Below are 22900 nucleotides of genomic sequence, written 5' to 3'. Positions count from 1 at the left end.
GTGATCGAGGGCAAATTCGACGAGGTTTCTGGCGGGGCCGGCCAGTGTCAGATTGGGATTGATCTGAATGTGAAGGGTATTGAGCCCGCTGTCTGGAAATCGGCTGTCCATTGCGGGGTTGACAGGCCACCGGCCAGCCGTGGTTAATCCTCTGGCGGGTTGTCCGTTCGCTGTTGTTCTCTCCAATAATTACTCTGGAGCTTCAGATGTCTGCGCCACACGATCATTCGCTCTCGTCCACGGTGCCCCTGGACGAGCTGACTCAACTGCTGGAAACGATTTTCACCCGTCACGGCACCTCGGCCGAAGTCGCCAGAACCCTGGCCGCCAATTGCGCCAGTGCCGAGCGGGACGGTGCGCACAGTCACGGCGTATTCCGGATTCCCGGTTATGTCTCGACGCTCAACAGCGGCTGGGTCAACGGCAAGGCCGTGCCGAAAGTCGAGGACGTGGCTTCAGGGTTTGTCAGCGTCGATGCCGGCAACGGTTTTGCCCAGCCTGCGCTGGCGGCGGCACGTCCACTGCTGATGGAAAAGGCCCGCGGTGCCGGGATTGCGGTGTTGGCGATCCGCAACTCCCACCACTTTGCCGCGCTGTGGCCGGACGTCGAGCCTTTTGCCGACGAAGGCCTGGTGGCGCTGAGCGTGGTCAACAGCATGACTTGCGTGGTGCCGCACGGCGCCGACCGGCCATTGTTCGGCACCAACCCGATCGCTTTCGCCGCACCACGGGCCGATGGCGCGCCAATCGTGTTTGACCTGGCCACCAGCGCCATTGCCCATGGCGACGTACAGATCGCCGCGCGCAAGGGCGAGAAACTGCCGGCGGGCATGGGCGTCGACAGCCTCGGCCAGCCGACCTGCGATCCGAAAGCGATTCTGGAAGGCGGCGCGTTGCTGCCGTTTGGCGGGCACAAAGGTTCGGCGCTGTCGATGATGGTCGAGCTGCTCGCCGCTGCGCTGACCGGCGGCAACTTTTCGTTCGAATTCGACTGGAAGAATCACCCCGGTGCCAAAACCCCGTGGACCGGCCAGTTACTGATAGTGATCGACCCGAGCAAGACCGCCGGGCAAAGCTTTGCCGAGCGCAGTCAGGAACTGGTGCGGCAGATGCACGGGGTAGGGCTCAAGCGCTTGCCGGGGGATCGGCGGCATTTGCAGCGGGCCAAGTCACTGGCCAAAGGGATCGAACTGGATCAGCAGACCCTGGCGCAGTTGCGTGAACTGGCCGGCGAATGAGTTTTTGCCGGGCATGAAAAAGGCGAGCCCGAGGGCTCGCCTTTTTTGTTCGCGCTCAGCGGCGACCGAGCAGCAAGCCGACCACCAGACCGAACCCGGCGGAAATCGCCACGGTCTGCCACGGGTGCCCGCCGATGTAGCTCTCGGTGGCGTCCACCGCCGGTTTGGTGCGGTCACGCACGCTGGTGACCGAATCCAGCGCCTGCTGCAATTTCTGGGCGATTTGCCCGCGCAGGGTCTCCGCTTCCTCGCCGACCAGGGATGCACTGCTCTTGAGCAGTTTTTCCGACTCTTCGATCAGCGCCTGAAGTTCGCTGAAGGCCTGGTCCTTGATTTGGTCTTCGGCGGCTTGAACGGCGGTTTTCCGGGCCATTGGGTGACTCCTTGCAGGTGAATGGACAGTGAACAATGGAGTGTGGCGCGCCTTGAAAAGTTGCAGCGATTTTCCATCCGGAACAAAAACCAGCGTCAGAGGTTTCCGTCCAGCGTGTAAGATGTCGCCATTTCATGCAGCAGGTAATTCCCGATGAGTTTCAATCTGGCCGACAAATCCCTCGCAGAGCGCGCCGCGCTGGAAGATGAGAAATCCCGACTGTTCGAACTCTGGCAGAACAATCTGGGCAAAGCCAAGGGCGAGGCCGCGCGGTTGTTCGGCGAGCGCTCCAAGCGCAAGGGTAAATGGGCCGAGTTCGTGCGCGCGGAACTGGACGGCATGTCGCCGCCGGAATTCGCCAACATGGTGCGCAGTGAAGTCAATCGTCTGATGGCGGCCAACAAGTAATCACTCGGACCTGAAACTGGCGCCTATCGCTTCGCGCACCGTCAGCACCACCGGATCGATCTGGGTGCTGGTGCGCCAGCCCAGTTCGATCGGGTAACGCGGCAGCGCCAGCGGGCAGGGCAGCAGTGCCAGCCCGCTCAGTGAGGCAATGGCCTGCGCCGCGTGGGTCGGAATGGTCGCCACCGCCTCGCTGCCCTTGAGCAGATGCGGCAACGCGGCGAAATGCGTGGTCGAGGCGCAGACCCGGCGAGTCCGGCCCAGCGCCGCCAGCCCTTCATCGGTGATCCCGATAAAACCGCCCGACGACACCAGCAGGTGCTCGCGGGTGACGAATTCTTCCAGATCGATCTGCTGCTGACCCGGCGCCAGGCTCGCCGGATCCACCAGACACGCGTAACCCCCTTCACCCAACACCTGACGGCTGAGCAGCCGCTCGGCAAATCCGCCGGCGGTGATTGCCAGATCGATGCTGCGTTCCATCAGCGCCCGGGCGACGATCTGGCTGTGGGTCTGGCGGAAGATCAGCCGCAGTTTCGGTGCGCGACGGGCGATTTCCTCGATCAGCCGACGGCCGTAAGCGATCTCGAAGTCATCCGAAAGGCCCACAGTGACCGAACGTCCTTCGTAATGATTGGCGGTCGGGTCGACCATCGCCAGGCTTTGCCGGCATTTGTTCAGGGCATCGCTGACCACCGGTTTCAATTGGTTGGCCTTGAGCGTCGGCGCCAGGCCGCGGCCGGTGCGCACGAACAATTGATCGCCATACACTTCGCGCAACCGGCGCAAGGCCGCGCTGACCGCCGACTGGGTCACGCCCAGGCGCAACGCCGCGCGGCTGGCGCTGGACTCTTCATGCAGGGCTTCGAAGACTTTCAGCAGGTTGAGGTCGACGGTTGCGATATTCATTTGGCTCATATCATTCAGCAGTGGATCGATCTTTATTCATGATCCCGTGGCGCCGGAGAATGAGCAACACCTGAACTTAACGGAGTGACCACCATGCCCAAATCAATCGTTGCCGCCCTGCAGATCGGCGCCTTGCCCGGTGGCAAGGCTGAGACCCTGGAGCAGATCCTGAGCTGGGAAACCGCGATCATCGAGTCCGGCGCCGCGCTGGTGGTGATGCCCGAAGCTTTGCTCGGCGGTTACCCGAAAGGCGAGGGGTTCGGCACGCAGCTGGGTTATCGCTTGCCGGAAGGCCGCGAGGCCTACGCCCGTTACTTCGCCAACGCTATCGATGTGCCGGGGGCGGAAACCGAAGCGCTGGCCGGGCTGTCGGCGCGTACCGGGGCCAACCTGGTGATCGGCGTGATCGAGCGGGCCGGCAGCACTTTGCATTGCACCGCGCTGTATTTCGACCCGCAGGCGGGCTTGGTGGCCAAGCACCGCAAACTGATGCCCACCGGCACCGAACGGCTGATCTGGGGCAAGGGCGACGGCTCGACGCTGCCGGTGCTCGACACTCAGGTCGGCAAGCTCGGCGCAGTGATCTGCTGGGAAAACATGATGCCGCTGATGCGCACGGCGATGTACGCCAAGGGCATTGAGGTCTGGTGTGCCCCGACAGTGGACGAGCGCGAGATGTGGCAGGTGAGCATGCGCCACATCGCTCATGAAGGGCGCTGTTTTGTGGTCAGCGCCTGTCAAGTCCAGGCCTCGCCGAATGAGCTGGGCGTGGAAGTTGCCAACTGGCCGGGGGATCGGCCGCTGATCGCCGGCGGCAGCGTGATCGTCGGGCCGATGGGCGATGTGCTGGCCGGGCCGTTGCGCGGCGAGGCCGGACTGCTTACCGCCGAGATCGACACCGCCGAACTGGTGCGCGCCCGCTATGACTACGACGTGGTCGGCCACTATGCACGGCCGGATGTGTTCGAACTGAGCGTCGACGAGCGGGTGAAACCCGGCGTGCGTTTTACGGTTTGACGGTTAATCGGCGCCGCCATTCTTCGCGGGTGATTTCCCAGATTTCCCGTGGGAAGCGACCGCCGACAAAGTCGTCCTCATCGGTGCGGATCAAGCGCATGCCACTGCGCTCCGAGAGCTTTCGCGAACCGAGGTTCGGTGCGGCTTTCGGTACGCGCATCAACGGTTGATCGAGGATTTCGAACCAATACCGGGTCACGGCTTCGCTGGCTTCGGTCATCAGGCCCTGACCCTGCCACGCCGGGGCGAGCCAGAACCCACGGTGGTTGTCCGGCTCGTCCATCAGGCTTATGTTGCCGATCAATTGCTCTGGCGCCGATCTGAGGCGAATCGTCCAGTGCCACTCTTTGCCGGCCGCAACGGCAGGCAGCGCAATGTCACGCAGGTAGGTGAGGGCGCCGTCGTCCGGGTAAGGCCAGGGCACGAAGACATTCAGATACCGCACCACTTCCCAGTGGGGAAATTGCTGCTGGATGGCCTCGGCATCCGCGAGTTCAAGCGGACGCAAAATCAGCCGTTCGGTATACAGCGTGGGCGTGTCTTGCATAAACCACGACTTCCATGTTCTGACAGTGGGCCGTGCAGACTACCGCATCTTTACCAGGTTGCGGCACTGGCCCTCGGCAGACTGAGCTTGCCGGTATCGACAAAGCGCATCGTGCCAAACAGCCCGCCCGCCAGTTTGCCGCGCAGCACATAGGGCAGGTTGTCGAGGGTTTGGGTCTGGCTCAGGCCGAGGGTCTGGCGCAGCACCGAGAACGCGGAAATGCTCACGGGGACGCTGACGATTGTTTCGGAGAATCGTGGAATCGAGCCGGTCTGATCGCTCACACCCGACGCCAGCGAGTGGCCGTTGACCTCCAGATCCAGCGCGATGCCGTTGTAGTCGATGGGCGTTTCATTGGGGTTCTGCACGCGCAGCTTGATCGCGAAGCGCACTTCCAGATCCTGGCTCGGCAGCGGTTCGAGGCCGACCACGTTGATGTTCACCGGGTCGCGGTTGGGGAACAGCGCGCAGGCGCTGAGGGAGAGCAGAAGCAGGGACAGGATGACGGCTTGGAGGCGGCGCATTGATGCTCTCTCATTGAAAAAGGGCTGAACCGTTGCCGGTATCAGCCCTTTTTGATGGAGCGGACAGGATCAACGGTTCAACTGTGCGACAGCGGCGTTTGTTGCGGGTTCAGCTTTGGCCGGCAGGTCGGGGTTTTCCATGACCTGAAGGATAGAGGCTTCCGGATCGAAGTCATCTTCTTCCAGCTCGATGAATTCTTCCGGCAGGAAGATATTCAGCACGATGGCACACAGCGCGCCGACGGTGATCGGCGATTCGAAAATATTGCGCAGCGCCTGCGGCAGCTCGCGCAGCACTTCCGGCACGGCGGCGATGCCCAGACCCATGCCGACGGAAATCGCCACGATCAGCATGTTGCGCCGATGCAGGCCGGCCTCGGCGAGGATCTTGATCCCGGCCACCGCCACAGTGCCGAACATCACCAGCTCTGCGCCGCCGAGCACCGGTTTCGGCATCAGTTGCAGCACCGCGCCGATCATCGGGAACAGGCCCAGCAACACCAGCAGACCGGCAATGAAGAACGCCACGTAGCGGCTGGCCACGCCCGTCAGCTGAATCACCCCGTTGTTCTGGGCGAAGGTCACCATCGGCATGCTGTTGAACACCGCCGCCATGGCCGAGTTGAGGCCGTCGGCGAGCAGCCCGGACTTGATCCGGCGGATGTACAGCGGGCCTTTGACCGGTTGCCGCGAGATCATCGAGTTGGCAGTCAGGTCACCGGCGGCTTCCAGCGGCGACACCAGGAAAATCACCGCCACCGGCACGAACGCCACCCAATCAAAGTTGAAACCGTACTTGAACGGCACCGGTACGCTCACCACCGGCACTTCGGGCAGATTGGCGAAGTCCACGGTGCCCATCAGCCACGCCACCACGTAGCCGAGGGTCAGGCCGATAACGATTGCGCCTAACCGCAGGAACGGCACGTCAACCCGGTTCAACACCACGATGGTGCCCAGCACCAGCGCTGCCAGGAACACGTGACTGGCCGCGCCCAGATCCGCCGCGCCGAAGCCGCCGGCAATGTCGGTCATCGCCACTTTGATCAGCGACAGGCCCATCAGCGTGATGATGGTGCCGGTCACCACCGGGGTGATCAGCATGCGCAACTTGCCGATGAACTGGCTCAGCACCACTTCGATGAACGCCGCGAAGAAGCACACGCCGAAGATCGTCGACAGGATTTCATCGGTGCCGCCGCCCCGGGCCTTGACCATGAAGCCGGCGCTGAGAATCACGCTGATGAAGGAAAAACTGGTGCCTTGCAGGCACAGCAGCCCCGAACCGACCGGGCCGAAGCGCTTGGCCTGAACGAAGGTGCCGAGGCCCGAGACGAACAGCGCCATGCTGATGAGGTACGGGATTTCGCTCTGCAGACCGAGGGCGCCGCCCATGATCAGGGTCGGGGTGATGATGCCGACGAAGCTGGCCAGCACGTGTTGCAGGGCGGCAAACACCGTTGCGGTGAAGTGCGGACGGTCGTTGAGGCCGTAGATCAGATCGTTGTTGCGCGGGGCTTTTTCAGAGACGGTCATGGTGGTTTGCGTGCCGCAATGCGGGGCCGGGTCGGAAAATGGGTGCGCAGGATGCCGTAAGCGGGAGACGAGGGCAACGCATTAAAACTGCCCAAAAGGTCAGGTTCGACCAAAGGCGCAGAGCAGATCCTGCTCAAAGGCTTTCTGCGCATCGCCGGGTACTTGCGCCCGATGCCGGGCCAGATGGAACGCCACGTCAAAGCTCAACTCGCCTTCGCGCACCGGGCGCAGCAAGCCTTTGTCCTGCCATTGGCGGGCGTAGTGGTTGGGCAGATAACCGACATGCTTGCCGGACAGAATGAAGGCGAGGGTGCCTTCGACCTGTTCCGAGCGTGCCGAGCAGACCTTGCCCTGAAATGGCTCGTCACTGCGCAAAAACCGATACGGGTGATCGACCCGGTCGCAGGCCTGCAACGCCGCGTCATCAGGGGCCTCGTCGGTAAACAGCGGATGGCCGGGCGCGCAATACAGATGCTGGGTTTCGCTGAACAGTTCGCGGTAGTCGAACGCGCTCTGCACCTGGGAGAAGTAACCGATGGCCAGGTCCAGCCGCTGTTGCAGCAGCAGGCGTTCCATTTCGCCGGGCATGGCGCTGATCAGCTCGATGCGCACCGATTCGTCCCGCTCGCGAAACCGGCGGATCGCATCCGCCACCCGTTGCAGCACCGACTGATCGACCGCTTCCGACAGACCCAGCCGCACTTCACCGATCAATCGTCCGGCGACGCCGTTGGATTGATGGCGGAAGGTTTCGATCGAATCGAACAGCGCCCGGGCGGCAATCAACAGCTGTTCGCCCTTGGGCGTCAGGCTGAAACCGGCCTTGCCACGGTTGCACACCCGATAGCCGAGACGGGTTTCAAGCTTGGCCATTTGCTGGCTGATGCTCGACTGGCTCAGGCCCAGTTCGCCTTGAGCAGCACTGAAACCATTGGATTCGACCACGCCGAGAAACAGCCGCAGAAGCTGAAGATCGACATCGTGGAGCTGACCGAGCATCACATTACTCCGGGATAAAGTCAGGTTAACAAACTTGATATTTCTCGAATGTATCCGACGGCGCATCCTGCCACCACTTCCTTCGGTCAGGTGTTCGTCATGGCTCCCGTCTTCAAGCTGTGTTTGCCCGCGTTGTTGCTTACCGTCTCCATCGCCGCCCAGGCCGAAGAGAAGACGCTCAATCTCTACAGCTGGGCCGATTACGTGGCGCCGGAAACCTTGCAGCGCTTCGAAAAGGAAACCGGCATCCACGTGCGCTACGACACCTTTGATACCTCAGAGGTGTTGGAAACCAAGCTGCTCACCGGTGGCAGCGGTTACGACGTGGTGGTGCCTTCGTCCAGCGTGCTGGCCCGTGGGTTGGCCGCCGGCGCGTTGAAGGAGATCCCCCACGAAGGGCTCAAGGGTTACGCCAATCTTGATCCGGATCTGCTGGAAAAACTGGCGGCGGTCGATCCCGGCAACCGTTACGGCGTGCCTTACACCTGGGGCACGCTCGGCCTGGGCATGAACGTCGACGCCGTGAAGCAGCGGCTGCCCGACGTGCCGCTCAACAGCCTTGATCTGCTGTTCAAACCCGAATACGCCAGCAAGCTTAAGGATTGCGGGATCGCGATTCTCGATTCGCCACAGGAAGTGATCGGCCTGGCGCTGCACTATCTCGGGAAAGATCCCTACAGCACCGACAAGAAAGATCTGGCCGCCGCCGAAGCCTTGTTACAGCAGTTGCAGCCCTCGGTGCTGTACGTCGCCACCGGTCGGCAGATCAATGATCTGGCCAACGGCAGCGTCTGCCTGGCGCTGACCTACAACGGTGACGCGAGTATGGCCGCCGATCAGGCGCGCAAGGCCAACAAGCCGTTCGAAGTCGCTTACCGGATTCCCAAGGAAGGCACGCTGGTGTGGCAGGACAACCTCGCCATCCCGAAAGACGCGCCCCACCCCGAAGCCGCAAGGACTTTCATCGAGTTCATGTTGCGCCCCGAATCCGTGGCGGCGCTGACCAATACGCTGTTCTTCGCCACCGCCAACCAGGCCGCCATGCCGCTGGTGGATGAGGCGGTGCGCAGCGATCCGGACATTTTCCCAAAACCCGAAGTGCGCGAGCGGCTGTACGCCGACCACAGCATGAGCCTCAAGGACATGCGCCAGCGCACACGCCTGTGGACCACTTTCCGTAGCCGCCAATAGCCTTTCATAACAACAGGAGCACACCGATGGACGTGCCAGTGCAAAACGATCAGGCCCTGACCCGTGACAGCCTTTACGGCACTGCTGCCGAAAGCACTTACGCCGGGATCACCAGTTTCATGCGCCGACGCTACAGCCGCGACCTGCGCGGCGTGGACGTGGCGGTCAGCGGTGTACCGTTCGACACCGCCACCAGCAACCGTCCTGGCGCACGTTTCGGGCCGCGCGGGATTCGCGCGGCGTCCACCGGGATTGCCTGGGAACGGCACTGGCCATGGACGTTCGACCCGTTCGATCATCTGGCGGTGATCGATTACGGCGATTGCGACTTCGATTACGGCTCGCCGCACACCATCCCGGAAAGCATCGAGGCTCACGCCGAGCACATCCTCGGTTCCGGCAGCGCCATGCTCACCTTCGGCGGCGATCACTTCATCAGCTATCCGCTGCTCAAGGCCCATGCGCGCAAGCACGGCACGTTGTCGCTGATCCACTTCGATGCCCACAGCGACACCTGGCCGGACGAGGGCGGCAAACGGGTCGATCACGGCACCATGTTCTGGCACGCAGCGCGGGAAGGGTTGGTGGATCCGGCGCGTTCGGTGCAGATCGGTTTGCGCACCACCAATGACGATCATCAGGGCTTTCAGGTGCTCGATGCGCGGCAGGTGCATCGCCGTGGTTGCGAAGCAATTGTTGACGCGATTCGCGCGCGGGTCGGCGATCACCCGGTGTACCTGACGTTCGACATCGATTGTCTGGATCCGGCCTTTGCGCCGGGCACCGGTACGCCGGTGTGCGGCGGCCTGAGCACAGTGCAGGCGCTGGAGATCCTTGGCGGCCTGCGCGGGATCAATCTGGTGGGCATGGACGTGGTGGAAGTGGCGCCGGCCTATGACCATGCGGATGTGACGTCGCTGGCGGCGGCAACCCTGGCCATGGAGATGCTTTGCCTGTACGCGGCCAGGCATAAAGTCGACGCGTGATCCCCTCCGAGCCTGGTGAAAGCTCCTGACAATTTCTGACACCAGGCTCTGCTAAGCTCCGGCAAATTTTCTGCCCAGAGCCTCACACCGTGTCGCGAACCACTCGACTGTTGACCCTGTTGCAAGTGCTGCGTGGCAAGAAGCGCCCGGTCACCGCAGCAACACTGGCCTCCGAGCTGGAAATCTCCGAACGCACCCTCTATCGCGATATCGCCGAACTGACCGCCCTCGGCGCGCCGATCCATGGCGAGGCGGGCATCGGGTATGTGCTGCGCAGCGGTCTGTTTCTGCCGCCGCTGATGCTCAACGCCGACGAGACCGAAGCCATCGTGCTGGGCCTGCGGTATGTCGATCAGCGCGGCGACGAGGTGCTGAGCAAAGCGGCTGCGGATGCACTGGCGAAAATCGCTGCGGTGCTGGACCCGCAGGCCCAGGAGGCGCTGCGCAATCCGACCGTCATGCCCGGGCCGCCGGGTTACGGTTTTCCGCAAAACGCCGTGCCGTTGAACGTGTTCCGCCACGCCATCCGCGATCAGGCCAAGCTGCACATCGATTACGCCGATGCGCAGCAGGTGCAAAGCCAGCGGTTGATCTGGCCGCTGGCGCTGGGTTTTCTCAACGAGGTGCGGATCATCGTCGCGTGGTGTGAATTGCGCGGTGCCTATCGCACGTTTCGCACCGACCGGATTGCCGCCGCCAGCCTGCAGGGCGAGCGCTATCCGGGGCGTCGCAGCGACCTGCTGCGCACCTGGCAGCGGCTGATGCAACTGGACGAAAACGGCCGTTTCACTCCTGACAGGAATTGACGCAGGGCTGTTCTAGGATGGCGACAGAACCCGAAAAAAGGAGCTGCACTCATGTTCCATCCCACCTCGATACTCGCCCCGGCCATCGTTGAGTACATCAATGCTGCCAATGCTCGCGATACCTCCCGGGTCGGCAGTTTTTTTGCCGAGGATGCCCATGTGTTCGATGAAGGCCATCATCAGGTCGGCCCGCAGGCCATCGCCAATTGGATGCAGGACACCGCCCAGCGCTATCAGCCACGGGTCGAAGTGCTCGGCGTCCAGCAGCGCACCGGCAAAGTACTGGTGCAAGGGCTGATCTCCGGAACGTTTCCCGGCAGCCCGCTGGAGCTGCGTTACACGTTCCGCCTCAACGAACAGGGCAAAATCGCTCGGCTGGATATTTCCCTGTAGCCGTCGTGGCATACTGCCGCGCATGACTTTCGACTCCCCCCTGAGCGCCTGGCAATATGCCGTCGACCACAAGGGCTTCATCCAGGATGAAGCCCAGGAACACGCGGTCTGGGCCTTGCAAAAATGCCATGAAGCCCTGCACGCCGGTGTCCGTTCGGTCACCGGCGTTTACCTGTGGGGCCCGGTCGGGCGCGGCAAGACCTGGCTGATGGATCAGTTTCATCAGAGCCTGCGGGTGCCGGCGCGGCGGCAGCACTTTCACCACTTCATGGGCTGGGTGCACCAGCGTTCCTTTCAGTTGACCGGGATCGCCGATCCATTGCGGGTCCTGGCCCGTGAGCTGGCGGCTGAAGTGCGAGTGCTGTGTTTCGACGAGCTGTTCGTCAATGACATCGGCGACGCGATCATTCTCGGGCGCTTGTTTCAAGTGATGTTCGACGAGGGCGTGGTGGTGGTCTGCACTTCCAACCTGCCGCCGGATCAGCTGTATGCCGACGGCTTCAACCGCGACCGCTTCCTGCCCGCGATCACCGCGATCAAGCAGCACATGCAAGTGGTCGCGGTAAACGGCGCCGAAGATCATCGATTGCATCCCGGCGCCATCGAGCAGCGTTACTGGGTCACTCAGCCGGGGCAGGGCAGCGCGCTGAGCCAGGTGTTCGACGCCTTGGCGGCCGGGCAAACCGTCAGTGGCGAACCGGTGCCGGTCGGTTACCGTGCCCTGAACGTGGTGCAGGCCAGCGATTCGGTGCTGTGGTGCCGTTACGCCGACCTGTGCGAGCAACCGTTCGCCGCCATGGATTTCATCGCGCTGTGCGACACCTACCGGGCTATCCTGTTGAGCGAGGTGCCGAACCTCAGCGCGAAAAAACGCGAAGGGCGGATCGCCCGTGGCACCGAGGATGGCGCGGAGCGGGTGGTGGCCGGCGATCGCGAATTGCCGCAGTTGTCGGTGCACGACGACGGCGTGCGCCGCTTCATCGCGCTGGTCGACGAGTGCTACGACCGCAAGGTGCCGCTGTTCATCGAGGCTGAAGTGCCGATGGACGCGCTGTATACCGAGGGCTATCTGGAATTCCCGTTCCGCCGGACCCTCAGCCGCTTGCAGGAGATGCAGCTGCAACGCTTCGCCGAGACCTGAAACACGGAGGCACCGCATGACTCAGCCCCTGTCCCACCATTTGCTGACCATGGCTTATCAGAATGCTTGGGCCAACCATCGACTGGCCAAGGCCTGGAGCCAGCTCGACGACACGGAGCTGGCGGCGCCACGGGCCAGTTTCTTCCCGAGCATCCGCCTGACCCTCAACCACATCCTCACCTGCGACTGGTTCTACGTCGACGCGCTGGAGCGTGAGTTGCGCGGTGACGAACCGCATCCCGATTGCTACGTGTTCTTCAACGCTGACGAACCCTTCACCGAGTCACAGGCCTTGCGCCGTGAACAGGCCCATGTCGACCGCAGGCTGATCGCCTACTGCGAGCAACTGCGCGATGCCGATCTGGGGCGCATTGTCACCATCGCCCGCGACACGCCACAGCACGACAGCCGTCTGCGGATGATCTCGCACCTGTTCGAACATCAGATCCACCACCGTGGCCAGGTCCACGCGATGCTCAGCGGCACCTCGGTAAAACCGCCGCAACTGGACGAGTTTTTCTGTGCCGGCGAATCCGGTATGCGAGCCGAGGATTTCGCCGAACTGGGCTGGACCGAAGAGCTTATCTGGGGGCACTGATGTCTTGGATTCTGCCGACCCAGGATCAGCAGGCATAAAAAAGGGCGCCCGCAAAGGGCGCCCAACTGTCATCTGCGAGGCCAGAGCCGGGCCAGCGCAGGTCCATCGGTAAAGCGTTCGCTCAAGGGCGATAGGACTCGGTGACCTGGGCTGTCTGGTCGTCCGGGACCTTGAGTTCGTTGGTCTTCGCCTCAGCCTGCTGGCTCTGTGCGGAATGAACCGGGAAGTTTGCCCAGTAATGTCTCATGCGCTCGGCGCCGCCTTCGGCGAATGCGCTGGCGGATGCCAGGGTGAGTAGACCGGCAAGGATTGCAGTCGTGGTTTTCATGGTGCCTCCTACGAAAAATGTCGGAGCCGTTCATCCATGAATCTAAGCCTCGGGGCGCAGTGTCCGTCGAGGGCATTAACAAGAGGTTAACGCTCGTTCAGTGTAGGTTTTACCGTAAGTTTCCAGGGCGTATCGGATGAACGCTGCACGCGCAAATGACGCGTGCAGGTCGCGGGGGAAGGGCGTCAGAGTTTCCAGTCGAGACTTAGCGTGACGGTGCGTGGATCGCCCCAGTACACGCCGTTATAGAAGCCGACGTTGTCGTAATACTTCTTGTCGAACAGGTTGTCGACGTTGAGGGACGCGGACAGGTGTTTGTCGAACTCGTAGCGCGACATCAGTTTCACCACCGTGTAGGCGTCCTGACTGATTCGCGCACGCTCGGTGATGATCCGGCCATTGGCACCGCGCCCGACCGGGCGGTTGGCGTTGCCGTAGACGTCGCTCTGCCAGTTCACCGCGCCGCCCACGGTCAGGGCATTCCAGTTGCCCGGCAGGCGATAGGCCGTGGACAGGCGGAGCAGGTTCAGGGGCTGGTTGGTGTTGGTGCGGTTTTTCTCGCCGTTGACCGAGTGGGTGTAGGTATAGCCGGCGGTCATGTTCCAGCCATCGAGGATTTCGCCCGAGACCTCGGCTTCGAACCCGTTGACCTTGTTGCCCTTGCCGCCGGACTTGTAGAACTGCTCACCGGTGTCCGGATCGGGCAGCACCGACTCATCGACCTCGGCGACGTTGTCCTGCTTGCTCCAGAACACGGCGGTGGACACGTTCAGACGCTCCTCCAGCAAGCTGCCTTTGAGCCCCACTTCATAGTTGCTGCCAACCACCGGATCGATGTAGTTGCGACTGGCGTCACGCACGGCCTGCGGTTTGAAAATGTCGGTGTAACTGACGTAAACGGTGTACTCCGGTGTCAGGTCGTAGAGCAGGCCGGCGTAGGGCGTCCACATGTCGTTGTGTTGCTGGCTGCTGGCATCGACGCCGGTCAGTTGCAGGTTCTGATCGTAGGCGTAGGTCTTGCTCGAGGCCTCCCAACTGCCGTAGCGGCTGCCCAGCACCGCGTGCAGTTCGTCGGTCAGGCTCAGGCGCGTGGCAAGGTAGCCTGCCTTTTGCCGAGTACTGTCCTTGAAGCTCGGCAGGCGGGTGGTGGTGTCGGGGAACTTGTTGATGCCGCCCATGTATTTCCAGTCGCGCACGCTTTCGTAATCGGATGCGCGCGGGCCATCAACGTTGTACGGATCGTTCGAGCGGCGCTCGGCCTCGCCGTAGCCGAACATCAGTTCGTGTTCGCGGCCAAACAGCGAATAAGGGCCGGACAGATTGAGGTCGTAGGCGCGCATGCTCTGGTCGCCGATCATGTGGCCGATGGTCGCGGTCATGCCGCTGCGGTCAGGCTCCGGGAAGCCGGAGCCGGCGTAGTAGACCTTGCCGTCACCGTCGCTCTTGCGGTGGGTGTAGGCCGCCTTCAAATGCCAGCCGGCCGCCAGTTGCTGATCGAGGGTGGCGAACGCGGTCTTGTCGCGCAATGGCCATGAGCTCCACGAAGTCGCCATATTGGTCGAACGACCGAGACCGGCCTTGCTGCCGTCGGCATTCCAGTACGGCGTGGTGCCCCACGAGGTGCCTTGCACCTGCTTGTCCTGGTAGTCGTAACCGACGGCCAGCACGGTGGAGTCGGTCAGATCCGCTTCGAGGATGCCGTAGCCGACTTCCCGTTGCAGGGCGTACTTGTCTCGGAACGACTGGCTGTCGCGGTAGGCCAGCACACTGCGCCCGCGCAGGCGTCCGTCAAACGCCAGCGGACCGCCCACATCGACGTAGCTGTAGTAGTCGTCATAGCTGCCACCGCTGGCGCCGGCCTGAGCCTGCCATTGTGCGGTGGGGCGTTTGCGCACCATGTTGATGGTGGCAGAGGGGTCGCCTGCGCCGGTCGTCAGGCCGGTGGCACCGCGCACCACTTCGATACGATCGTAGATGATGGTGTCGGCGTCGCTCTTCATGTAGCTGAAGGTATTCAGCATGCCGTCGATCTGGAAATTGTTGATCGAGTAGCCGCGAGACGAATAGTTGACCCGATCCGAATCGTTGTGCTGCACCACGACGCCTGTGGTCTGGCTCATGGCCTCGGACAATGTACCGAGCTTGAAATCATCCATCTGCTGACGGGTGATCACGGACACTGATTGCGGGGTCTCCTTGATCGACAGGTTCAACCGCGTCGCCGTGCTCATCGCGCCAGTGGTGTAGGCGTGGGTGTTTTCGGTGGTACTGCCCAGGCCTTCGGCGGTGACACTGGTGGAGGCCAACTCCAGGGCCGGCGCAGCGGAGGGCGACTGTTTTTCCTGGTCGGTTTCAGCCAGCAGATCCGGGCTCAGTGCAACACTGCACAGACCGAGGGTGAGGGTCATGGAACGGGTGATGGGCGCAAACATCGCAGCCGACTCCTTGTCTTCGAGGGAAAAATTCCGTTTGCTCAAAGACGAAGGCGGGCAGTGCGATTTAGTGTCAAACGATAAATATTGTTATTTGAAAATGTTTCGCCGATATGAAAAAAGGGCCGTTTCCGGCCCTTTTTGTTACTGCTGCAACACCACTTCCGTGGTCGTGGCCGCGGGTTTTTTCGGCTTCATCAGGCTGAAGTCGATCAGGGCCCGCTGCTCGCGTTCGTAAGGGTTGCCGATCAACAGTGGGCGTGGCTTGAAGCTGTCGCTGACCAGGCTCTTGCTGCGATCCAGTTCATCGAAACTCAAACCGGCCAGGTCCGCCCAGGTGTGGATCAGGTGCGAGCTGCTGTAAGGGCGGCTCAGATCCCCGGCGAAGCTCCAGTCGTGGTGGGCTTTCCACTTTGGCGACGCCCAGGCCATGAACGGAATGGTGTACATCGGCGCCGTCGGCTTGTTTTCGTTGCGACCCAGCGTGCTGTGGCCCACCGAGTCGAACACGTCTTCACCGTGGTCGGAGAGGTACAACAAAAAGCCGTTCGGATCGGATTTGGCGTAATCCTTGATCAGGCTCGAGACCACGAAGTCGTTGTACAGCACCGCGTTGTCGTAGCTGTTGTAGGTCGGCACCTGATCGTCACGCACACCGGCCGGAACGCCGTTGCGATCCTGGAACTTGTCGAAGCTCGGCGGATAACGGTACTGGTAGCTCATGTGCGTACCGAGCAGGTGCACGACGATCAACTTGCGCGGCGCCGCGTCGGCCAGGGCCTTGTTGAACGGCTCGATCACGTCGCCGTCGTACTGCGCGGCGTTCTGGTTGCGGTTGTTGTTCAGGTACACCTGCTCGTCGGCCTGTTCGGAGAAGGTCGTGAGCATGGTGTTGCGTTTGGTCATGGTCTGCTGGTTGGTGATCCAGAAGGTCTTGTAGCCGGCCTGTTTCATCATGCTGACCAGCGACGGCGTGGACAGGTACAGGTCCGGGTTTTCTTCGTCGGCGAAGGTCAGCACCTGTTGCAGCGCCTCGATGGTGTAAGGGCGCGGGGTGATGACGTTGTCGAAAACCGTCAGCTGATCCTTGAGCTTGTCCAGTTCCGGCGTGGTTTTGCGCGGGTAACCGTAGAGGCTCATGCGCTGGCGGTTGGTGGATTCGCCGATCACCAGCACCAGGGTCGCCGGCTGATTGGCGCCCGAGTCCTTGAGGTTTTTCAGCGGCGGGATCTTGCTCGCGCTGTGCAGCATGCCCTGCATGTCGGCCAGGGTTTCCTGATAGCGGTGATAAGCCACGGCCATCTGCCACGGCACGGCGGGTTCGATGCGGGTTTCGAATTTCTCGAAGCCTTGCTCGAAGCTGCCGGTACGCATTGTCTGCTTGACCAGCGGATAACCGATCACGGCCACCAGGATTGCCATGGCGGCGACGAATGCCCGGCCACGGGGCAGGTATACCGGACGCAGTCGGGTCCACAGGAAATAGGCGAACGCGGTGTGCGCGAGGAACGCCGGGACCATCCACCAGGCGAAGTACTGGGTCATGTACTCGCCAGCTTCGGACACGTTCGACTCGAACATGATGAAGATCACGCTCTGGGAGAATTCCTGCTGGTAGATGAAGAAGTAACCCAGGCTGGCCATCGAGCAGGCCCACAACACCACGCCGATCAGCGCGGCGAGCAGACGGGTGCGTTTGGGGAACAGCAGCATCGGCGCGAGCCACACGGCGCTCATCACGAAGGCCTGGCGGAACCCGGTGAACCCAGAGGTGCCCGTCAACTGGATCAGCAGTTGGGTGATACCGGAGAAGTACCAGAAGAACACGAACAGCCAGATAAAACCGGCCCAGTCGAAACCTGTCGCAGTCGTATTGCTGCGTTTGAACACCGCCATTCAGCACTCCAGCTCAGTCGTTACATCCACCACCGGGCGTTTCATGCAAAGGACGCATGAGCCCGACGAACGGAGGCCATGCGCACAGACGCACGGCCAGAATGCGCGGGAGTATCAACAAGCGAATGTGAAAACTTTGTTAGTTGCCGAAAAGGGCAGGAGGTGCAGCATGTCGGGAACAGCAACGGCTGCTCCCGAAGCGGGCGGGGATCAGGCGTGGGGCGAGCGCTGTACGCGTGGCAAGGGCTGCGGCTCGGCGCCTTGGGTCAGCAGGCGCAATTGCGCGAGTTCCTGCTTGAGCTGGTCGCGTTCATCTTTCAACTGACGCAATTCATCACGACGGATGGTGACGTACAGGGTTTGTGGCGGCATTGCTGTGTGTACTGTGCCCATTGCTCACCTCGCAAATGGCGTGTCTCAACTGTAGTTCAGCCCCGAATTCGGTTGCTGACATACTATCGGCGCCGATTTTGATTTCTTTTGCTCGTGAATGGAACTTTTTTATTTTTCATGGTCGTTGTGTCTTCGGCACGTTTCCCGACGTTATCAGTCTGGATCGGGCACAATGCCCGGAAACTTCACACCGACGCTCTGGACTAAGCTCCATGATTCACGTTGGGCTATAACCTTTGACACACTTTTATTTGTAGTAAGGAGCATCAGCACATGCAACTCGGGATTATTGGACTGGGCCGCATGGGCGGCAATATTGCGCGACGTCTGATGCTCAACGGTCACACCACCGTTGTTTACGACCGCAATACCGCCTTTGTCGACACCCTGGCCGCCGAGGGCTCTACCGGCGTCGCCGATCTGCCTGCACTGGTCGCAGGCCTGGCCAAGCCGCGTGCGGTGTGGGTCATGCTGCCGGCCGGCGCACCGACTGAAGACACCATCGAAACCCTGAGCACGCTGCTCGAGGCGGGCGACACCATCATCGATGGCGGCAACACCAACTACAAGGACGACATCCGCCGGGCCAAGACCCTGGCCGAGAAGGGCCTGCACTACATCGACGTCGGCACCTCCGGCGGCGTCTGGGGCCTGGAGCGCGGTTACTGCATGATGATCGGTGGCGATGCCGAGACCGTTAAGCGTCTGGATCCGCTGTTCGCCGCGCTGGCGCCGGGCATGGGCGACATCCCGCGCACCAGGGACCGCAAGTCCGATGACCACCGTGCCGAGCACGGCTACATCCACGCCGGTCCCGCCGGTGCCGGTCACTTCGTGAAGATGATCCACAACGGGATCGAGTACGGGATGATGGCGGCTTTCGCCGAAGGCTTCGACATCCTCAAGACCAAATCCAGCGAGCTCCTGCCGGAAGATCAGCGTTTCGACCTGAACGTGGCCGACATCGCCGAAGTCTGGCGTCGTGGCAGCGTGGTGTCGTCGTGGCTGCTCGACCTGACCGCCGACGCCCTGGCGGTCGACCCGAAACTCGACGGTTTCTCCGGCTCCGTGGCCGACAGCGGCGAAGGTCAATGGACCATCGAAGCGGCCATGGAACAAAAGGTGCCGGTACCGGTGCTGTCCAACTCGCTGTTCTCGCGCTACCGCTCGCGCGGCCAGGGCACTTTCGGCGACAAGATTCTTTCGGCCCAGCGCTTCGGCTTCGGCGGCCACGTGGAGACTCCGAAGAAATGACCCATACGATCCGCAGGAAATCCAAGGCAGAACCCGCGCCACCGACCACGCTGTTTCTGTTCGGCGCCCACGGTGATCTGGTCAAGCGCCTGCTCATGCCGGCGCTGTACAACCTGAGTCGCGACGGCCTGCTGGATGATGGCCTGCGGATCGTTGGCGTTGACCATAACGCCATTACCGATGAAGCCTTCGCGCAGAAGCTCGAAGACTTCATCCGCACCGAAGTGGCAGCGAAAGTAGGCAAGGGCGATCAGATGCTTGATCCGGCCTTGTGGGCCAAACTCGCCAAAGGCATCAGCTACGTCCAGGGCGACTTCCTGGACGACAGCACTTATTCAGCCCTGGCGGCAAAAATCGCCGACAGCGGCACCGGCAATGCGGTGTTCTACCTGGCCACCGCGCCACGTTTCTTCAGCGAAGTGGTGCGCCGTCTCGGCAGCGCCGGGTTGCTCGAAGAAACCCCGGAAGCCTTCAGAAGGGTGGTGATCGAAAAACCGTTCGGTTCCGACCTGCAAACCGCCGAGGCATTGAACGCCTGCCTGCTCAAGGTCATGTCGGAAAAGCAGATCTACCGGATCGATCACTATCTGGGCAAGGAAACCGTGCAGAACATTCTGGTCAGCCGGTTCTCCAACAGCCTGTTCGAAGCGTTCTGGAACAACCACTACATCGACCACGTGCAAATCACCGCCGCCGAAACCGTCGGCGTCGAAACCCGTGGCAGTTTTTACGAACACACCGGCGCCCTGCGGGACATGGTGCCCAACCACCTGTTCCAGTTGCTGGCCATGGTGGCGATGGAGCCGCCGGCCGCGTTCGGCGCCGATGCGGTGCGGGGCGAGAAGGCCAAGGTGGTCGGCGCGATCCGCCCCTGGACTATCGAAGAAGCACGGGAAAACTCGGTACGCGGCCAATACAGCGCCGGTGAAGGCGCTGGCAAACCGGTGTCCGGTTATCGCGACGAGAACAACGTCTCGCCCGAAAGCACCACGGAAACCTACGTGGCGCTGAAAGTGATGATCGACAACTGGCGCTGGGTCGGCGTGCCGTTCTACCTGCGCACCGGCAAACGCATGAGCGTGCGCGACACCGAGATCGTCATCTGCTTCAAACCGGCGCCGTATGCGCAGTTCCGCGATACCGAGGTCGACGAATTGCAACCGACCTACCTGCGTATCCAGATCCAGCCCAACGAAGGCATGTGGTTCGACCTGCTGGCCAAACGGCCGGGGCCGGCGCTGAACATGGCCAACATCGAGCTGGGCTTCGCCTACAAGGACTTCTTCGAAATGCAGCCGTCCACCGGCTATGAAACCCTGATCTACGACTGCCTGACCGGTGACCAGACGCTGTTCCAGCGCGCCGACAACATCGAGAACGGCTGGCGCGCGGTACAGCCGTTCCTTGATGCCTGGCAACAGGACGCCAGTGTACAAACCTATGCCGCCGGCGAAGACGGACCGAAAGCCGCCGATGACCTGCTGACTCGCGATGGTCGCGTCTGGCATGGTCTCGGATGAGCGAGCCGATCCGTTTTTTGTTGAGTGACATGGACGGCACGCTGTTGCTGCCCGATCACAGCCTGAGTCAGCGCACGATTGACGCGGTTCGTTCGCTGCGCGAAGCGGGCGTGCTGTTCAGTCTCGCCACGGGGCGGCCGCCCAAAGCCATGCTGCAGCAGATCGAAGCGCTGGGTGTCGATCTGCCGACCGCTGCGTTCAACGGCGGCACGATCGTCAACCCGGATGGCAGCATTCTGGTCGCGCATTACCTGCCGGCCACGGCCGCGCTGACGGCGCTGGCGTTGTTTGCCGATCAGCCGGATGTCGAAATCTGGGTGTTCAGCGGTGGTGACTGGCTGCTCAAGGATCCGCACGGGCCGATGGTGCCGCGCGAGCAGCACGGGCTGGGTTATCCGCCGGTGGTGGTGGAGAGTTTCGAGCCGTATCTGGAGCGCATCGACAAGATCGTGGCCACCAGCAACAACACCGAACTGCTAATCGAGCTGGAGGCGCGTTTGCTGCCGAAGGTCGAGGGCCTCGCGCAGGTGTCGCGCTCGCAACCGGTGTACCTGGACGTGACGGCAGTCGAGGCGAACAAGGGCTCGGCGCTGGTCACGCTGGCTGGACACCTCGGTTTGCCGCTGGCGCAGACGGCTGCGATTGGCGATGGCGGCAATGATCCGGCGATGTTCCATGTTGCCGGGTTGTCGATAGCCATGGGGCAGGCAGAAGACGCGGTGAAGCGTCAGGCCGACGTGGTGACGGGGCCGAACACCGAGGATGGTGTGGCGCAAGCCATCGAAAAGTACATCTTGCCGCATTGATCGAGGCATAAAAAAACGGGAGCCTTTTCGGCTCCCGTTGTTGTTTTTACAGCCAGTAACTCACGGCATACCAGCCAAGCAATCCCATCACCACGGTGTAAGGCAACGCCATCCACACCATCCGCCCGTAAGACAACCGCACCAGCGGCGCAATCGCCGACGTCAGCAGAAACAGAAACGCCGCCTGACCATTGGGCGTCGCCACGCTCGGCAGGTTGGTGCCGGTGTTGATCGCAATCGCCAGCGTCTCGAAATGTTCGCGGCTCATATGTCCGGACAGGAACGCCTGTTTCACTTCGGTGATGTAGATCGTGGCGACGAACACGTTGTCACTGATCGCCGACAGCAAACCGTTGGCGATGAACAGCATCCCCGGTTGCTGCTCCGCCGGCAGTGCCAGCACCCATTGAATCAGTGGCGCAAACAGTTGTTGGTCGTGAATCACCGCCACCACGGCGAAAAACACTACCAGCAGCGCGGTGAACGGCATGGCGTCCTTGAATGCGCTGCCCAGTCGGTGCTCGTCGGTGATCCCGGTGAATGCAGTGATCAACACAATCACCATCAGGCCGATCAACCCGACTTCCGCAATATGGAACGCCAGCCCGGCAATCAGGATCAGCGCAGCGCAGCCTTGTACCAACAGGGCGGCGCGTTGGCGTGGCGTGCGTTCGGCGTTGTCTTCGGCGGCGTAGTTGGCGAGCACTGCACGTACGTTGTCCGGCAGCAGCGTGCCGTAGCCGAACCAGCGAAGTTTCTCCAGCAACAGGCAGGTCACCAGTCCCGCGACCAGCACCGGCAGCGACACCGGCGCGACCTTCTGAAAAAACTCGGCGAAGTGCCAACCCATTTCGTGGCCGATCAACAGATTCTGCGGTTCGCCCACCAGGGTGCAGACACCGCCCAGTGCGGTGCCGACCGCGCCGTGCATCAGCAGGCTGCGCAGGAAGGCGCGAAACTGTTCCAGATCCTCGTGATGCAGTTGGGGCAGATGCCGGTCATCGCTGAATTCGCTGTCCTGGCGCGGGTCGTTGCCGGAAGCCACCCGATGGTAAACCGAATAGAAGCCGACGGCGGCGCTGATGATCACTGCGGTGACGGTCAGCGCGTCGAGAAACGCCGAAAGAAATGCCGACAGAAAACAGAACATCAGGGCCAGCAGTGCCTTTGAACGCACGCCCAGCAGCAGGCGCGAGAACAGGAACAGCAGCAGGTCTTTCATGAAGTAAATGCCGGCGACCATGAACATCAGCAGCAGAATCACCGGGAAATTGTGCTGCAGCTCTTCGTACAGCGCCTGGGGCGTGGTCATCTTCAGCAGCAGCGCTTCGATCAGCAGCAAGCCGCCGGGCATCAGCGGGTAGCACTTGAGCGCCATGGCCAAGGTGAAAATGAACTCGATCACCAGCAACCAGCCGGCCGCGACCGGGCCGACAGTCCACAGCACCAGCGCATTGAGCAGCAGAAACCCGACGATGCACGCCTTGTACCAGCGGGGTGAATGCTCGAGAAAGTTGTGCGCGAACGCCTGGGCCATCGAACCGGACATTGGTTGCTCCTTGTATTAAGAAGCGCGCAAGTTGCCGTAAGCGATGGGCAAGATCAAGT

At 61.8% G+C, this 22900-nt stretch carries 23 protein-coding genes; 12 read left to right on the top strand and 11 right to left on the bottom strand.

Annotation, left to right across the window (positions count from 1 at the left end; all coding sequences use genetic code 11):
• Positions 1–206 precede the first annotated feature (206 nt).
• Entirely contained in the window at positions 207–1238 is a 1032-nt protein-coding gene (locus ACTJK9_RS00555; protein ID WP_440811258.1) for an Ldh family oxidoreductase, read from the top strand.
• A gap of 55 nt (positions 1239–1293) precedes the next feature.
• Here the strand turns inward: ACTJK9_RS00555 and ACTJK9_RS00550 are convergent, their stop codons facing one another.
• Positions 1294–1611 carry a DUF883 family protein gene (locus ACTJK9_RS00550; protein ID WP_007957537.1) on the bottom strand — a complete coding sequence of 106 codons (318 nt, stop codon included), beginning with the start codon at positions 1609–1611 and terminating at the stop codon, positions 1294–1296.
• 153 nt (positions 1612–1764) lie between these two features.
• Here ACTJK9_RS00550 and ACTJK9_RS00545 point away from each other — a divergent pair, with 153 nt between their 5' ends.
• Positions 1765–2019 (top strand): hypothetical protein, encoded by a 255-nt coding sequence (locus ACTJK9_RS00545; protein WP_007957535.1) that lies wholly within the window; start codon positions 1765–1767, stop codon positions 2017–2019.
• On the opposite strand, the gene ACTJK9_RS00540 is transcribed toward ACTJK9_RS00545, so the two are convergent.
• A complete protein-coding gene (locus tag ACTJK9_RS00540; RefSeq protein WP_085611693.1) occupies positions 2020–2934 on the bottom strand; it encodes a LysR family transcriptional regulator in 915 nt (304 codons plus the stop codon).
• Between the two features lie 84 nt (positions 2935–3018).
• Here ACTJK9_RS00540 and ACTJK9_RS00535 point away from each other — a divergent pair, with 84 nt between their 5' ends.
• Positions 3019–3942, top strand: a complete 924-nt coding sequence (locus ACTJK9_RS00535; RefSeq protein WP_440811257.1) for a carbon-nitrogen hydrolase family protein — start codon at positions 3019–3021, stop codon at positions 3940–3942.
• Here ACTJK9_RS00535 and ACTJK9_RS00530 read toward each other — a convergent pair.
• The 4 genes from ACTJK9_RS00530 to ACTJK9_RS00515 form a co-directional block, all read right to left on the bottom strand.
• Positions 3932–4489 (bottom strand): GNAT family N-acetyltransferase, encoded by a 558-nt coding sequence (locus ACTJK9_RS00530; RefSeq protein WP_440811255.1) that lies wholly within the window; start codon positions 4487–4489, stop codon positions 3932–3934. The two genes, ACTJK9_RS00535 and ACTJK9_RS00530, sit on opposite strands and share 11 nt — an antisense overlap.
• 50 nt (positions 4490–4539) lie before the next feature.
• On the bottom strand, positions 4540–5013 hold the full coding sequence (locus tag ACTJK9_RS00525; RefSeq protein ID WP_039768163.1) for an LEA type 2 family protein: 474 nt from the start codon (positions 5011–5013) through the stop codon (positions 4540–4542).
• Between the two features lie 69 nt (positions 5014–5082).
• On the bottom strand, positions 5083–6549 hold the full coding sequence (locus ACTJK9_RS00520; RefSeq protein WP_085611690.1) for a nucleobase:cation symporter-2 family protein: 1467 nt from the start codon (positions 6547–6549) through the stop codon (positions 5083–5085).
• Between the two features lie 99 nt (positions 6550–6648).
• Positions 6649–7548, bottom strand: coding sequence for a LysR family transcriptional regulator (locus tag ACTJK9_RS00515; protein ID WP_440811253.1), 900 nt, complete (start codon positions 7546–7548; stop codon positions 6649–6651).
• A gap of 99 nt (positions 7549–7647) precedes the next feature.
• Between ACTJK9_RS00515 and ACTJK9_RS00510 the strand changes: the two genes are divergently transcribed.
• The 6 genes from ACTJK9_RS00510 to ACTJK9_RS00485 all read left to right on the top strand — a co-directional run bounded on the left by ACTJK9_RS00510 (position 7648) and on the right by ACTJK9_RS00485 (position 12663).
• Entirely contained in the window at positions 7648–8739 is a 1092-nt protein-coding gene (locus ACTJK9_RS00510; RefSeq protein ID WP_221399620.1) for a polyamine ABC transporter substrate-binding protein, read from the top strand.
• 26 nt (positions 8740–8765) lie between these two features.
• Positions 8766–9725 carry an agmatinase gene (speB, locus tag ACTJK9_RS00505; protein WP_221399621.1) on the top strand — a complete coding sequence of 320 codons (960 nt, stop codon included), beginning with the start codon at positions 8766–8768 and terminating at the stop codon, positions 9723–9725.
• 89 nt (positions 9726–9814) lie between these two features.
• The gene (locus tag ACTJK9_RS00500) at positions 9815–10531 is read left to right on the top strand and encodes a helix-turn-helix transcriptional regulator (protein WP_064381780.1); all 717 of its coding nucleotides are present in this window, start codon (positions 9815–9817) and stop codon (positions 10529–10531) included.
• 51 nt (positions 10532–10582) lie between these two features.
• The gene (locus tag ACTJK9_RS00495; RefSeq protein WP_007957516.1) at positions 10583–10924 is read left to right on the top strand and encodes a nuclear transport factor 2 family protein; all 342 of its coding nucleotides are present in this window, start codon (positions 10583–10585) and stop codon (positions 10922–10924) included.
• Positions 10925–10946: 22 nt separating this feature from the next.
• Positions 10947–12065, top strand: a complete 1119-nt coding sequence (gene zapE, locus ACTJK9_RS00490; protein WP_440811250.1) for a cell division protein ZapE — start codon at positions 10947–10949, stop codon at positions 12063–12065.
• Between the two features lie 16 nt (positions 12066–12081).
• A complete protein-coding gene (locus ACTJK9_RS00485) occupies positions 12082–12663 on the top strand; it encodes a DinB family protein (protein WP_221399624.1) in 582 nt (193 codons plus the stop codon).
• A gap of 121 nt (positions 12664–12784) precedes the next feature.
• Here the strand turns inward: ACTJK9_RS00485 and ACTJK9_RS00480 are convergent, their stop codons facing one another.
• The 4 genes from ACTJK9_RS00480 to ACTJK9_RS00465 all read right to left on the bottom strand — a co-directional run bounded on the left by ACTJK9_RS00480 (position 12785) and on the right by ACTJK9_RS00465 (position 17712).
• Positions 12785–12991, bottom strand: a complete 207-nt coding sequence (locus ACTJK9_RS00480; RefSeq protein ID WP_085603949.1) for a hypothetical protein — start codon at positions 12989–12991, stop codon at positions 12785–12787.
• A gap of 185 nt (positions 12992–13176) precedes the next feature.
• Positions 13177–15423 (bottom strand): TonB-dependent siderophore receptor, encoded by a 2247-nt coding sequence (locus ACTJK9_RS00475; RefSeq protein ID WP_221399625.1) that lies wholly within the window; start codon positions 15421–15423, stop codon positions 13177–13179.
• A gap of 144 nt (positions 15424–15567) precedes the next feature.
• Entirely contained in the window at positions 15568–17319 is a 1752-nt protein-coding gene (locus ACTJK9_RS00470; RefSeq protein ID WP_440811248.1) for a phosphoethanolamine transferase CptA, read from the bottom strand.
• A 210-nt stretch (positions 17320–17529) separates the two neighbouring features.
• A complete protein-coding gene (locus tag ACTJK9_RS00465) occupies positions 17530–17712 on the bottom strand; it encodes a DUF6026 family protein (protein WP_007957508.1) in 183 nt (60 codons plus the stop codon).
• 273 nt (positions 17713–17985) lie between these two features.
• Between ACTJK9_RS00465 and gnd the strand changes: the two genes are divergently transcribed.
• Genes gnd through ACTJK9_RS00450 form a run of 3 tightly spaced genes read left to right on the top strand, consistent with a single transcriptional unit; the run spans position 17986 to position 21292 of the window.
• Entirely contained in the window at positions 17986–18966 is a 981-nt protein-coding gene (gene gnd / locus ACTJK9_RS00460) for a phosphogluconate dehydrogenase (NAD(+)-dependent, decarboxylating) (protein WP_064596363.1), read from the top strand.
• Positions 18963–20486, top strand: coding sequence for a glucose-6-phosphate dehydrogenase (gene zwf, locus ACTJK9_RS00455; protein ID WP_085611683.1), 1524 nt, complete (start codon positions 18963–18965; stop codon positions 20484–20486). The genes gnd and zwf overlap by 4 nt, the downstream gene beginning before the upstream one ends.
• Complete coding sequence (locus ACTJK9_RS00450) at positions 20483–21292, top strand: HAD family hydrolase (protein WP_440811245.1); 810 nt, start codon at positions 20483–20485, stop codon at positions 21290–21292. The genes zwf and ACTJK9_RS00450 overlap by 4 nt, the downstream gene beginning before the upstream one ends.
• 46 nt (positions 21293–21338) lie before the next feature.
• On the opposite strand, the gene nhaB is transcribed toward ACTJK9_RS00450, so the two are convergent.
• The gene (gene nhaB / locus ACTJK9_RS00445; RefSeq protein WP_440811244.1) at positions 21339–22841 is read right to left on the bottom strand and encodes a sodium/proton antiporter NhaB; all 1503 of its coding nucleotides are present in this window, start codon (positions 22839–22841) and stop codon (positions 21339–21341) included.
• Between the last annotated feature and the right edge of the window lie 59 nt (positions 22842–22900).

The organism is Pseudomonas sp. 22082 (assembly GCF_052046055.1).
Classification (GTDB): Bacteria; Pseudomonadota; Gammaproteobacteria; order Pseudomonadales; family Pseudomonadaceae; genus Aquipseudomonas; species Aquipseudomonas pharyngis.
This window is presented reverse-complemented; position numbering and strand designations above follow the sequence as displayed.